Annotated in this window: 7 protein-coding genes; 3 read left to right on the top strand and 4 right to left on the bottom strand. The window is 69.2% G+C overall.

What is annotated here, in order from left to right:
* Positions 1-12: 12 nt before the first annotated feature.
* The 3 genes from ACWDY5_RS08815 to ACWDY5_RS08805 are packed head-to-tail and all read right to left on the bottom strand — an operon-like array spanning position 13 to position 5627.
* Entirely contained in the window at positions 13-2922 is a 2910-nt protein-coding gene (locus ACWDY5_RS08815) for a DEAD/DEAH box helicase (RefSeq protein WP_449721669.1), read from the bottom strand.
* A 56-nt stretch (positions 2923-2978) separates the two neighbouring features.
* Positions 2979-4340 carry a TIR domain-containing protein gene (locus tag ACWDY5_RS08810; RefSeq protein ID WP_449721668.1) on the bottom strand — a complete coding sequence of 454 codons (1362 nt, stop codon included), beginning with the start codon at positions 4338-4340 and terminating at the stop codon, positions 2979-2981.
* A gap of 42 nt (positions 4341-4382) precedes the next feature.
* Positions 4383-5627 carry a helix-turn-helix domain-containing protein gene (locus ACWDY5_RS08805; protein ID WP_449721667.1) on the bottom strand — a complete coding sequence of 415 codons (1245 nt, stop codon included), beginning with the start codon at positions 5625-5627 and terminating at the stop codon, positions 4383-4385.
* A 193-nt stretch (positions 5628-5820) separates the two neighbouring features.
* Between ACWDY5_RS08805 and ACWDY5_RS08800 the strand changes: the two genes are divergently transcribed.
* Complete coding sequence (locus tag ACWDY5_RS08800) at positions 5821-6063, top strand: hypothetical protein (RefSeq protein WP_449721666.1); 243 nt, start codon at positions 5821-5823, stop codon at positions 6061-6063.
* Here ACWDY5_RS08800 and ACWDY5_RS08795 read toward each other — a convergent pair.
* Positions 6042-6728, bottom strand: coding sequence for a hypothetical protein (locus ACWDY5_RS08795; protein WP_449721665.1), 687 nt, complete (start codon positions 6726-6728; stop codon positions 6042-6044). The two genes, ACWDY5_RS08800 and ACWDY5_RS08795, sit on opposite strands and share 22 nt — an antisense overlap.
* 1259 nt (positions 6729-7987) lie before the next feature.
* On the opposite strand from ACWDY5_RS08795, the gene ACWDY5_RS08790 reads away from it, so the two are divergent.
* Positions 7988-10018: a glycoside hydrolase family 2 TIM barrel-domain containing protein gene (locus ACWDY5_RS08790; protein WP_449721718.1), complete on the top strand. Its 2031-nt coding sequence runs from the start codon at positions 7988-7990 to the stop codon at positions 10016-10018.
* A 172-nt stretch (positions 10019-10190) separates the two neighbouring features.
* Positions 10191-14012, top strand: a complete 3822-nt coding sequence (locus ACWDY5_RS08785; RefSeq protein WP_449721664.1) for an nSTAND1 domain-containing NTPase — start codon at positions 10191-10193, stop codon at positions 14010-14012.
* The last annotated feature ends 7 nt before the right edge of the window (positions 14013-14019 follow it).

The following is a 14019-nucleotide window of genomic DNA, read 5'->3' as shown; positions in this document are numbered from 1 at the left end:
ATCCCCTTGTCGTCACTCGTCATCGTGCTCATCCCGTTCGTGGTCCAGCATCCGGAGCAGCGTCGTGGACGACAGGATCTGACCGTGCTGCTGAACATGCGCGGCCATCCGCTTCACCAGGAACTGGAACTCTTCGTCCTTGGCGAGCAGCAGGCCCCGAAGGTCACCGACGACCACCAGTTGCTCCTTGGCTCGGGTGATCGCCACGTTGAACCGGCGCAACTCGCTCAGAAAGCCGATCGCGCCGTGCGGATTACTCCGCGTGCAGCCGTAGACCACCAGGTCGCGCTCCCCGCCCTGGAACGAGTCGACGGTGCCGACATGGTCGTGCACGGCCCGCTGGCTGCCCAGTTCGTCCACCAGCAGGTCGCGGATGAGGCGGACCTGGCCGTTGTAAGGCACGATGACCGCCCATTCGACGCCGCGCCGGGCTGCGTGCGCGATGAGCCGGGTGATGATCGTGGCTTCCAGCCGGTTCACGTAGCCGACCTGCCTGCTGCCCTCGACCTGGGCGAGATCGGTCTCCGCGCGGTCCCGTTGGGGTTGCTCGCTGGTGTCCACGATGGCGAAGGGGTGGGTGAACAGCGGGTAGTGGTGCATCCTGCGCACCGCGGTGCGCAGGATGCCGTGGTAGAACTGGGCGGAGACGAACTCGGCGATGCTCTCTGGCATCCGTCGCTGCTCCCGCAGCATGACGCGGTTCTCCAGCGGCGTGGTGTCGAACATCGCCTCGAACGCGCTGGCCAGCAAGATGCGCAATTCCGGTTTGTCCAGCGTGGGCTCGACGTCCGGAGCGCTCAACAGTTCCACCAGCTCCGGCTCCACCAACGGAGGCAGCTGTTTGTGGTCGCCGACGAGCACCGCGCGCCGGGATCGGACCAGGGGCACCAGGATCGTGGGCAAGGAAATCTGTCCCGCCTCGTCGATGATCGCCACGTCGATGTCCAGCTCGGCCAGCAGCGGTGCGTTGGCGCCAAGACAGGTCGCGGCGACCACATCGGCATAGCGGATCAGCTCGGGGTGCAGGCGCTCGGCTGGCTCGTGCAGTTCGGCGCGCCATTCGTTGAGCAGGGCGGACCTTGTGCGCAGCACCTCCAGTTCACGCCCCCACCAGGCCAGGTTCCGCTCCCAGGAACCCGGATCGTGCCAACTCAGGGCAGGCGGCTGAGACAGCGACGCGGCGGCTCTGCGCAGGCGGGCCAGCGCGCTGTCCGCCTCGGTGAGCGCGTTGCCGTGCGCCGCGTTGGCCGCGGCCAGATCGGCTGCGATCTGCCGCGCCACCGGGTCGGTCGTGCTGACGTCGGCCAGGTGCGCACGAAGGTCGACGAGCTCGGTCTCACTCGCGGACAACTGCCGCGCCGCCTCCTGGAACCGGTGCTCGATGGCGGCCAGCCGCGCTTCCCGACGGCGTAGCAACCAGCGGCGCAACGGCGGCAGCAGGCTGCGCGCGAGCCGTTCGGCAGCGTGGTCCCGGCGGGCGATCGCCTGGTCCCTCAGTGGTCGCAGCTCGTCCAGTTCCGTGGCACAGTTGGCGGCCACCTGGGTGAGTTCACGTTCCCGCGCCCGGAGCGGAGCGTGCAGCCGCTCCATGTGCTGCTGGGCCGCCATCGACAGGTCGTGCGCCTGCCGGGCCGTGGTTTCCGCCTCGCCGACCTGCTCGGCGGCATGCCGCAGCCAGCCCCGGAGCATGGGGATCTCCTCGCCAATGGCCAGCAACCGGCCGGAGTCCCGGTCGATGCGTTCGACCATCGAAGTCTGTAGTGCGGCGGCTTGGGCCTCGACAAGGCGACTGCGGGCGAACGTGGTCAGCTTGTCCTCATCGCCCACCCGCAGCGAGCGCACCTGCTCCGGCAGGGCGGCCAACACGTTGTCCACCGCCTTGTTGGTGAATGAGGTGACCAGCACCCGCTCGCCCCTGGCCGCGCAGGCGCGCACGATCTCTGTGATCGTGCGGGTCTTGCCGGTACCCGGGGGGCCTTGGATGAGTAGCAGGTCCGGCACTGCGCAGGCCCGCGTGAACGCGTCTCGCTGGGCGTCGTCGAGCGGGATCATCGGACGTAGCTCCGGATCGGGCCGATACGGTGCGAACCGGTGCTCCACCAGCAGGGACAACAGGTTCGGGTTGGCGGTCTGCCCATCCCCCAGCGCCGCGAGCGCCCGCTTCTGGGTGTAGTACGTGTTCTCCACTGGCGCGGCTTCCAGCCGTCCGGTCGGTGGGATCAGCCGGTGGTCGACCACACTGTCGAACCGCAGAGTCAGCCGATGCGCTTCGAGGCGGATGATCCGGCCACGAAGCCGCTCGCGGTCCTGGATCCGCAACTGCTGCCCAGGAGGCACCGGGCAGGGGCGTAGCAGGATGAACTCGTACACGCTGTTGGCGGAATGGCGTTCCTCGGTGGTCGTACGGAAAGCTTTGTACGGAATAGGATCGACCCGCTGCGCCTTGTTGATCTCCACTAGTCGCCCGGCCTCCACCAGTCTGTCTACTGAGGACAGATAGCGGTCCTTCCCGTGCGTGATCGGATTCTCGACATGACGGGTTGGGTCCATCTGGGACGGGAGCCGTTCCCACGCGGCGTCCAGTTCTTCCCAGTAGGTGCGGAAATGGCCGGGCGGCAAGCCTCGCCCGCTATCGCTGAGGTGCCAGTCCGGTGCGTGCAGCAGCAAAGCCCCGCAGGCGACCTTCCGGTGTTCCTGGCCGGTCAGTCTGCCGACGTGACCGACCTGGTAAAAGCCGCTGGGCTTGGGGTACAGGCTGAGCGTGTAGTCAGGGCCGTAGAGCAGCAACCTGTGCTCCTTGCCGCGTTCCAGTCGGGCCGGCACCCCGCCATGCCCGCTGCGTGCTCGGAGGTCGGCCTGGATCGCGGAAAGCTGACGCAGACCGGGATGGCTCAGCCGCTCCTGCTCGGCCTTCAGCTGCACCCTGGGGGAGACCACCAGGGCTACCGCTCCCGGGAGTACCACCCGTTCCAACGCGGTCATGACCGCTGGCCGATCCGACGGAACCGCTCAGCGGCCGTGGCGAGCTGGTCGGCGAGTTCGCGCACGGAGCCTTGGCGCTGAGCCGGATCCTTGCGCAGCGCGTACCACAGCGGGCGATCGACGAAGTCGCTCAGCCCAGTGGTCACGTGGCTCACCAGTGGGGGATCCGCATGGATGGGTGGTGGGTGGCCGGTCAGCACGTGGAAAGCGAGCGCACCCAGCTGGTAGACATCGACCCGTCGTTGATCCGCGTCGCCAGAGGGCAGGTAGTACTGCTCGGGTGCTCGGTAGTGCGGGCTCCCCTCCTCAGGGGACCAGGGCAAAGTCGCCCGGCCGACATCACGCAGCAGCACTTGCCGCCCGTCGGGCGGCAGCAAGAACGTCGCCAGGGACAGTGCCCGATGCGCGCAACCGCGGGAGTGCAGCCAACGTAGCGCTTGGGCGCACAGCGCCAGGTGTGTGAGAAATCCAGCCGCCCGCCACGGATCCAACGGTCTGCTCACCGGGTACAAGTCGGCCAGTGTCTGCGAGTGCGGGCGCGCCAGCACGACCGTGACGGTCTCTGGCTCGTGCGTTACGTCGAGCAGCCGCGGCGCCGGACAATGCGGGTCACCGAGCAGGTCTGCCTCCCGGCCGAGGCCGTCTTGCCACCGCCGCGCGTCGGTGCTGCCGCGCCGGACCCGCAGTTGCCGGAGCACGACCGCGGTCAGTTCGGGTTCGACCTGGTCGGCGTCGGCGTCGCGCCATACCCACGATTCGTCTCGGCCGGTCACCTTCCAGAACACCCTGTGCAGGAGGAAGGCGCGCTGGCCGGAAGCGATCTCGGTGCCTGTGGCCCAGGGTTCCTCCGGCGCCGGGCGGCTCGGGAGCGGCTGCGGCGGCACCGAAGCTCTGCCGAGGCTGGGGGCGGCCCGTTCGATGGCGTCGAACAGGGCACGTTTGTCGATGTCCCAAGACGTCGAGCGGATCCGCACCGACTGGAGCCCGGCCAGCCAGTGGAGCTCCGCTGGAAGCTCTGCGGTGTGCAGCCGGTTGTCGCGGTCCAGTACCGGGATGACCGGTATCCGGTGTTCCTGGGCTGTCAGCAGTTCCCGCCGTACCCAGTCCGCCGGATCCTCGAGTCTGCGCCTGCCGAGGCTGTCCGTGGTGGCGGTCCAATTCGGGCCGATCATCGCGAGTACGACCTTCGCCTGGCACAGGTTCTTGATGATGACGGGGTCGAACTCGTCGCCGGGGACGATTGAGCGGGTGGCACGGAAGATCTTCGTCCGGCCGAATCGCTCGGACAGCACCTCGTCGAGGAGCTTGTCCGCCCAAGGCATGTCGGCCTTGCGGTAGTTGATGAAGATGGCGCTCACGTGCTCACCGGTCCGGGTTCGTGCTGTGGGCTGGGCGGCTGATCAGTGTGGTGCGGCGTGGATGACGTGGTTGATGTCCGCGGCCAGTTGCTGTCCGCGCGGGTGGCCTGGCTGCCGGTGCAGCGCTTGCCGGAGGTTGCACAGGTCAACCGTGACTGTGGCCGACGCCAGAGAATCCGCCTCACCCAGTAACCGCTCGGTCAACTCGCAAGCGTGGTCCAGTTCTCCGGCCCTGGCGTGCGCCAGCGCTCGCCGCACGCCGAACCGAACTCGGGAACGCATCGCGCCCGGGGTGATGCGCTCCACCTCACGGTCCAGGATCTCGGCCGCCTCAGCGTGCTTGCCCAGGTCGGTCAGACACCAGCCGGTGACCATCCGGACCGGGCTCGCCAGATTCCGGGGGCCGAGCACCGGGCCGGACGACGGTCGGGTGGCATCGACGGCGAAGAACTGTTCAGCTCGGTCCAGCGCGCGGCGGCAGCTGCCGTAATCCCCGGCCAGGGCGTGCCCCTGGGCTTCCCGTTGCGCGGCGAGCGCGAGGATACGCGGGGGCGTCTCCGGCCGCCGCTGCGCCCGGCGGGCCAGTGTGATGGTCTGCTGACCGCGGCCCGCGTAAAGCTCCACCAGTGCCTGTCGCACGAGCGCGTAGTCGGCCAGATCGTGGTCGCCCGCGGTGGCCGCGGTCTGCACGGCTTCCGCTGTCCATTGCCGGGCCAGGTGGTCAGCCCCGGCCTCCTGGGCCATCCAGCCCGCGTACTCGGTGTAGCGCGCGTCGAGCAGGGCCAGCTCCCGCGGCACTGTCCGTAGCGAATTGGTCAGCTCACGCAGCATCCTGACGTGGGTGCCGACTCGCTCCAGCACCTCTGGGGCGCTGGCCAGCTGACCGTACGTCCGGTCGTGGTCGAACAACCCGGTGAAGTAGCTCAGCGCTGCCTCAGGAGGGCCCGCCGTCCGTCGAGAATCACCGAGCAACGGACTGATCGCGAACAGTTTCAACACCTTCCGACGGTTCACGCTGGGGCCATGACCCTCGTTCTCAATGCAGTTCATGTCACTGGAGTGCTCGTTGTTCGAACTTGTGTTCGTCCGCGGGGTGTTGTTCGTCGAGGCCAGCCGAGTCAGTACACCGCCGGAGTTGAGAATCCCGTCGCAAGATCTGGCCAGCTCGACTCTCAGCTGCTTCTTCCCGTTCTCGATCTTGCTGAGATGGCCTTTTGAGAAGTGCGTCAGCGCGGCGAGCTGTGCCAATGACAGGTTCGCCGCCTTGCGCAGCCGTCGGAGTTCCACACCGACCGCTCCGTCCCCCTGTGTCATCACATCCCCCGGTTTCCGGTTGTCCGCTCGAAGCGACCACGGGAAACCCCTCCCCAGGGGGCCGGCGGTCAAGCACGCTGGTGTTCGGCAACGAAAGGCAGACACGAGATTTCCCATCCTAACCAGACCGGTTCGAAGTGCACGAAAATTCATAAGGACGGACGACATGAGCACCCAGGACAACATGGCCAAGCATGAGAATCGGCAGATGTCTGTGCGGAACCGCACACATCGAGTGCCGACGATCGTTTTCATCACGTTGCAGCTGGTCGCGGTCCTTCAGGTGCTGACCGCCCCGTCGGCGTCGCTCGCCGGACGCCTGGCCCTTGCGATAGTGCTGGCCGGCGCGCTGATGGCCGCGTACGACGCCTGGCAGACGCAGCGGGCTCAGGGCTGGAGCCGGAGGTAGTCCGCGATCCGCTGCTCCGCAGCCCGCCGCCGGTACGCGCACTCCGCCAATGGCAACCGCAGCTGTTCAGCCAGTACCGACAGCCCTTGGCCCTCGATCCGGCTGCGTGCGACCAGTTCCCCCTCCAGCGGTGTGATCACCTCGTCGTTCACCGCCCGGGCCAGTACCAGGTCGGCGTGGCCGGGTATGGAGTGCAAGGGGAGGAGCCGGCTGTGTCGGACACCGAGACCGTCCGGAACCAGCCCGCCGATCGTGGACTCACCGCGCTGGCTGGCCAGCCGCAGTAGATGACCCGCCAATCCGCGCATGGTGGGATCGGCTGCTTGCATCCCCTCGAGAAAGCCCAGCACCAGCTCCGACTCGACCTCGGCTCGCTCCAGTCGTCGGTGATTCATGATCCGGGAGGCTGCCCGGGACAGGCCGGGGAGCATCATGCCCAAGGCGCCCAGCGTCCAGCGCGACCTGTCCTGGCGCGCGCGGGTGACCAACAGAGACCACACGCTGTCTGACAGCTGGCGGTCCGCCCGGCGTTTCAGTAGCAAGAGGCGCAGCTCGTCCAGCGGGACCATTCTTTCCGGGAGGTCATGACCGAGTTCCCAGCCGTCCACTTCCAATGGATCACGTCCGCAGCATGACCTGCGGAACTGTTTCTCCAGTACGACCAAGGGTAGAGACTCTCCGGCGCATGACATGGCTGCCTCCGTGATTCCGTTGATCCGTCGCAACGAGTTTCCAGCAGGCGGAAACCGGTAGGAAGGGGTTTCCTGTTGCCGAAGTCGTCGCACCAGATTGGAAACGGGAAACCCCTGGTGGGCTTCGGGTCGCTGGGGCAGCCTGCACCCCAGGGGCAGGCAGAACGGTGGAACTCTGCGTCCGTTGCTACGCGGTTCCACCGTTGATGCAAGGGAGTCGCGTGCCTGGAACTTTTCTCAACTGCCGCCAGGCGTGACGGAGACCTGTTCTTCGACAGGTTTTCTGCGCCTCTCGGCAATTGAGTCGGGCGACCATTCCGGCAAACGGCTGCTGTCGGCGCCTACCGCGGATGCGGCACGCTGGCTCGAACAGCCGGACGACTGGATGCGCCAGGAGATGGTCACCGCCTCGCGCAGGGTGTCCGGGGAGTTGCCGAGCTGCTCGGCGGGGTGCCTGTCTGTGGTCCCGGCCATAGACAGGTGGGCGGCGGCACGGGCTGCATCGGCCCTCGCACCGGAATTGCGGGATCACAGCCCTGGCCGGGGCGGCCAGTCCGCCGCAGTCGCCTGAAAACTGACGCGATCGCCGGTTCATCTGAATGACCAGATGCTGGAGAGTATTGAGGTGAATAGCATGAAAACGGCCACAATGTCAGACTGAATGGAATAGCTGGCCAGGAAGGAACGGGTCGGTGGCGTCGTCCTGCTGGTCACTCAATTGAAGCAGAGCAGCGACGGCTAGTCGTGACGTTGCCGCGAATCAGGAACTGGGTGCCGGGCTGGCTGTCGCCGGATACGCGGCAGGGCCGTCGTGGGACGGAACGGCCCTGCCGCGCGCGGTCGAGGGAGACCGCTGGCGTTGCACCGTCGCGACCCCCAGTCGCGACGGTGTCCCTGCCGAGTCCAGTTCTATCGCCTTCGGCGTTGTACGGCTTCGGAGCCGACGACGTACAACCAACGACCGCACAACTACAGCGCGCTGAACTGCATCTTTACCACCTCGTGATGATCTCTGAAGGGGCTGTGAACTGCTCCGGACCGGACAGGCGATCCGTCGTTGTTTAGTCGGTCGTGACGACTAATGGCCCTTGCTCCCCGTGACGGGCCGTCGCTAGCTTTCTGGACCGTTCAGCTAGCAGAACGCCGTTCACGCACATGAACAACGAGGTGGTGTTGTGTCCCGGTTCCGCCTGTTCGCTCTGGTCTGCTCATTAGCCTTGGCCGCATCCGGAATGGTGGCGACCGCCCCGGTCGCGGTGGCCTACGAAACTCCGAAAGCACGCCACAATGCCAGCCCGGATTCCGGCTGGCGTTTTCATCGCGCCGATGTGCCCGGCGCGCAGTCGCCTGGATTCGACGATTCCGGCTGGACGGCGGTGTCGGTTCCGCACACCTGGAACGCCCAGGACGGACAGGACGGCGGCAACGACTACCACCGGGGAGTCGGCTGGTACCGCACACACCTGAGCCCCGCCGCCGCACTCGCCGGGAAACGACTCTGGCTCCAGTTCGACGGGGTCAACTCCATTGCCGAGGTCTGGGTCAACGGCACCCGGCTCGGCGAGCACCGCGGTGGCTACGCCGCCTTCCGGTTCGACGCCACCGCCGCGCTGAAACCGGGGCAGGACAACGTGCTCGCGGTGCGGGTGAACAACGCCGCCCACCCCGACGTCGCGCCGCTGACCGCCGACTACACCTTCTTCGGCGGCATCTACCGCTCGGTCGGCCTGATCGCCGTCGACCCCCTCGCGCTGCGCCTGGGCGACTACGGCGGCCCCGGCGTCTACCTGCGCCAGCGCGTCGTCACCGCGACCGCGGCCACCGTCGAGGTGACCAGCAAGGGCTGGAACAACCACACCGGGCCGCGCCGGGTGCGGGTGCGCACCGTGATCACCGACGCGGGCGGCGGCATCGTCGCGGACACCACCTCCGCCCCTCGCGCCGTGGCCGCGGCCGGCGAGTTCAGCACCGTGCAGACCCTGACCGTGCGCAACCCGCGCCGCTGGCAGGGCAAGGCCGACCCCTACCTCTACCGCGCGCACGTGGAGATCCTCGACGCCGCCACCGGCCGGGTCACCGACGCGCTCAGCCAGCCACTGGGCCTGCGCTCGGCCACCGTCGATGCGAACACCGGCTTCTCCCTCAACGGCCAGCGGCTCCAGCTGCGCGGGGTCAACGCGCACCAGGACCGGCTCGGCCACGGCTGGGCGGTCACCCCGGCCCAGCAGAGGCAGGACTTCGACCTGATGGACGAGATGGGCGTCAACGCCTACCGCACCGCGCACTACCAGCAGTCCCAGCACGTGCTGGACCTGGCCGACCGGCGCGGCTACGTGGTGTGGACGGAGATCCCGCTGGTCAACCAGGTCACCGACGCAGCGGGCTTCCGGGCCAACGTGGCGCAGCAGCTGTACGAGCTGATCCGGCAGAACTTCAACCACCCCTCGGTGTTCTTCTGGGGCATCGGCAACGAGCAGGCCGGCGACAACGCGGTCACCAACGGCATCCTGGACGCCCTGGCCAAGCAGGTCGACGCCGAGGACTCCGGGCGGTTGTCCACCTACGCCACACACAAGGGCGACACCGATGGTTTGGCCAGTCACACCAGCGTGATCGGCTACAACAAGTACTACGGCTGGTACGGCCTCAGCGACACCGGCCCCGGCAGGTGGGCCGACCAGCTGCACGCCAAGGACCCGGCCCGGCGGATCAGCATCAGCGAGTACGGCGCGGGCGCCAGCGTGCACCAGCACGAGGAGAACCCGAAACCCCCGGTCACCACCGGCAAATGGCATCCGGAGGAGTACCAGAACCTGTTGCACGAGAACCACTGGAAGCAGCTGGACACCCGCCGCTACCTGTGGGGCAGCTTCATCTGGAACATGTTCGACTTCGCCGTGGACAGCCGCGCCGAGGGCGATACCGACGGCCGCAACGACAAGGGCCTGGTCAGCTACGACCGGCAGGTCCGCAAGGACGCCTTCTACTACTACAAGGCCAACTGGTCGCCGGAGCCCACGGTGTACCTGGCCAGCCGCCGCTGGACCCAGCGCACCGCCGCGGCCACCACGGTCAAGGTCTACGCCAACCTGGACTCGGTCACCCTCACCGTCAACGGCGTCGCCCAAGGCGCGAAGACCTCACCTGACCGCATCCACACCTGGCCGGTCACGCTGCGGCCCGGCGCGAACGTGGTCTCGGTGACCGGGGAGAAGAACGGCCGCCCGCACACCGACACGGTGACCTGGACCCTCGCCGGCTGAGTCGAACGGGAAGGGCCCGTCGCTCCGGTGCCGGAGCGACGGGCCTTCGCCACGCGGCGGCCCCCAGTACCGCGCAGATCCCTCCCCACGAACAGTTTTAGCTGTTCCGTTGTTGTGTGGCTTCGCCACGCGGGCTACACAATCAACGCGCACACAATCCGGGTGGGGGAAGATGCCACGTCCAGAACGTCCACTGGATCCGGACGGGGGACCGGTCCAGCGCTTCGCCGGCGAGCTGCGCGCGCTGCGGCAGCAGGCGGGCAACCCGAGCTACCGGGAGCTCGCCCGGCAGGCGCACTTCTCCATGGCCACCCTCGCCCAGGCCGCGCGCGGCGACCGGCTGCCCAGCCTGGCGGTCACCCTCGCCTACGCCAAGGCCTGCGGCGGCGAGGAAGCGGAGTGGGAGAAGCGGTGGCGGGACGCGGCCGCCGAGCTCGACCCGGTCCAGCCGCGGGAGGCCGACGGCGAACGCCCGCCCTATCCCGGCTTGGCCGCCTTCCAGGCCGAGGACGCCGACCGGTTCTTCGGCCGGGCCGACCTGGTGGACAAGCTCATCGGCCTGCTGACCCGGCGGCGGTTCGTCGCGGTGGTCGGCGCCTCCGGCTCCGGCAAGTCCTCGGTGCTGCGCGCCGGAGTGCTGCCCAAGGCCGGGCCCGCACTCGTGGTCACCCCCGGCGCCCGCCCGCTGGAGGAGTGCGCGGTGGCGCTGGCCGCCCGCCTGCGCACCCCGGCCGGCCGGCTCGCCGCCGACCTCCGGGAACAGCCGCGCAACCTCGGGCTCGCGCTGCGCCAGCTGCTCGACGGCGAGCCCGCGGGCGCGGAGTTCCTGCTTGTGGTGGACCAGTTCGAGGAGCTGTTCACCCTGTGCGCCGACCCGGCTGAGCGCTCGGCGTTCCTGTCCGCGTTGCGCGCGGCCACCGACGACGAGCTGACCAGGGCCAGGGTGGTCATCGGCGTCCGCTCGGACTTCTACACCCACTGCCTGCAACGCCCCGAGCTGGCCGGCATCCTGCAGGACGCGCAGATCGTGGTCGGCCAGCTCGGCACCGACGAGCTGCGCGCCGCCATCGTCGAACCCGCCGTACGCGCCGGCTGCTCGGTGGAGACCGCGCTGGTCACCCGCCTGGTCGCGGACGCCTCCGGCAGGCCGGGCGTGCTGCCGCTGGTCTCACACGCGCTGCTGGAGACCTGGCGGCGCAGGCGCGGCACCACCCTGACCCTCTCCGGTTACGACGCCGTCGGCGGCATCGAGCACGCCGTCGCGCGCACCGCCGAGGAAGTCCACAGTGGACTCACCGGGGCCCAGCGCGCCCTGCTGCGGCGCATCCTGCTGCGCCTGACCGCGCTTGGCGAGGGCACCGAGGACACCAAGCGCCGCATCGACCGCACCGAGCTGGACACCGAAGACGCCGACACCGCACTCGTGCTCGATCGACTCACCGCGGCCAGGCTGCTCACCCGCGACGGCGACAGCGTGGAGATCACCCACGAGGCGCTGATCCGGTCCTGGCCCCGGCTGCGCGGCTGGCTCACCGAGGACCGCGAAGGCCTGCGGGTACACCGCCAGCTCACCGAGGCCGCCGCGGGCTGGGAGGCCGAGGGCCGCGACCAGGGCGCGCTCTACCGCGGCTCCCGGCTGGCCGTGGCCAAGGACTGGGCCGCCCGCAACGAGGACACCCTCTCCGCCGGCGAGCAGCGTTTCCTCGCCGCCAGCCTGGCCGAGCAGACCAGGCAGGACCAGGTGGACCGGCGGCGCACCCGGCGGCTGCGCCAGGCCGTCGCGCTGCTGACCGCGATGCTGGTGCTCAGCGTGGTCGCCACCGGTTTCGCGGTGGACTCCCAGCGGATGGCCGACGAGGAGCGCACCACGACCGTCGCCCAGCGGGTCGCCGACCGGGCGATCTCCTTGCGTGGCGCCAATCCCGGCCTGGCCGCCCGGCTCAGCCTGGCCGCCTACCGGCTGGCCCCGATCCTGGAGACCAGGGGCAGCCTGCTCAGCACCTACGTCACCCACTACGCCAGCCCGCTCACCGAACAGGGCAACACCGTCGGCGCCGCGGTGTACAGCCCGGACGGCCGGAACATGGTGGTGGCCAACCAGAACAGCACCATGAGCCTGTGGGACGTGCGCGACCGCAGGCACCCGCACCGGGTGCGCACCCTGCACGGGCACACCGGCCCGGTCTCCAGCATCGCCTACCGGCCAGGCGGCGACCTGATCGCCTCCGGCGCGGGTGATGCCACCGTGCGGTTCTGGGACGTGGCCGATCCCCAGCGGGGCAAGGAGATCGGCCGCCTGCCGTGGACCGGCGCCTCGATCGCCTCGCTGGCCTTCGACCGCACCGGCGCCCTGCTCGCGGTCGCCGCGGTGGACGGCGTGGTCGAGCTCTGGGACGTCCGCGACCCCAGGGCGGCCACCCGCAAGGCCCGCTTCCAGGACACCATGACCGTGCACGGCATGGCCTTCAGCCCGGACGGCCGCACCTTCGCCATCGTCGGCTCCGGCGAGCCGCCGGTGCGGCTGTGGGACATCAGCGACCCCGGCAACCCCAAGTCCGTCGGCGCCCTGCACGTGGACCGGCAAAGCGCCTTCGGCGCGGCCTTCAACCACGACGGCACCCTGTTCGCCACCGGCGCGCCCGACCGCAGCATCCGCGTCTGGGACATGCGCGACCCGCTGAAACCGGTGGAGCTGCCCCCGCTGACGGGGCACCACGACACCGTGTTCGACCTGTCCTTCCGGCCACGCGAGGACACCCTGGTCTCCGGCGCGCTGGACAACGACATCCGGGTCTGGCACCTGCGGGACCGCCGCAAACCCAGGGCGGGCGCGGTGCTGCGCAAGCACACCGACATCATCCGCTCGGTGGTCTTCCACCCCGACGGCAAGACCCTCGCCTCCGGCAGCCTGGACCAGAGCGTGCGGCTGTGGGACTTCGCCGACCCGGAGCACCCGGCCGAGCTGCCCGAGCTCAGCGCGCACACCGGCCCGGTGCGCACCGCGGTGCTGCACCCCACCCAGAAGGTGCTGGTCACCGGCAGCGCCGACCACACCGTGCGGCTGTGGGACGTGCGCGACCAGCAGCACCCCCGGCTGCTCAAGATCCTGCAAGGCCACGACGACGTGGTCTACGACGTCCGGTTCAGCGCCGACGGCAAGCTGATGGCCACCTCCACCCTGGGCGGCACGGTCCGGCTGTGGTCGGTCGGCGACCTCGACGACATCCGCCCGCGCGGCGAGCTGAAAGGCCACGTGGACGGCGTGCTCTCGATGGCCTTCGCCGACCGCGGCGCCACCCTGATCACCGGCAGCGTGGACAGCACCGTGGCGCTGTGGGACATCCGCGACCCGGACAAGCCGCAGCGCGGCGCGGTGCTCAACAGCCCGGCCAACGCCATCATGTCCGTGGCCTACAACGAGAAGACCAAGGTGCTGGCCGCCGCGGGCGCGGACCGGGTGATCCGGCTGTGGCGGGTGCACGACTCCGGCCAGGCCACGCTGCTGGCCGCGGCCACCGGCCACACCGACATGCTGTACTCGGTGGCGATCAACCCCGAGGGCACCCTGCTCGCCTCCACCAGCGCCGACCACTCGGTGCGGCTGTGGGACATCCGCGACCCCGACCGCCCCCGGCTGGCCGAGACCAAGAAGGAACACGGCAACACCACCTACTCGGTGGCCTTCCGCGGCGACGGGAACATGCTCGCCAGCACCGGAGCCGACCAGACCCTGCGGCTGTGGGAGGTCTCCGGCCAGGGCCGCCTCACCGAGGCCGCGGTGCTGGCCCTGCACAAGGACCGGGTCTACAGCGTCCAGTTCAGCCCGGACGGCAAGACCATGGTCAGCGGCGGCCACGACGGCGTGGTGCTGCTCTGGGACGCCGACCCCGAGCAGGCCGCCGCCCGCGTCTGCGAGCTACCGGACCCAGAACTGAGCCCGCAGGAGTGGGAGCAGTACTTCCCCGATGTCCCGCAACGCCCCAGCTGTCGCTGAACACGGC

Source organism: Crossiella sp. NPDC003009 (assembly GCF_053591555.1).
This window is presented reverse-complemented; position numbering and strand designations above follow the sequence as displayed.

Bases quoted from the DNA above. Each gene is read 5' to 3' on its own strand.
- ACWDY5_RS08800 (WP_449721666.1), top strand. From the start codon at position 5,821: ATGAGCACCCAGGACAACATGGCCAAGCATGAGAATCGGCAGATGTCT.
- ACWDY5_RS08790 (WP_449721718.1), top strand. From the start codon at position 7,988: ATGGTGGCGACCGCCCCGGTCGCGGTGGCCTACGAAACTCCGAAAGCA.
- ACWDY5_RS08785 (WP_449721664.1), top strand. From the start codon at position 10,191: ATGCCACGTCCAGAACGTCCACTGGATCCGGACGGGGGACCGGTCCAG.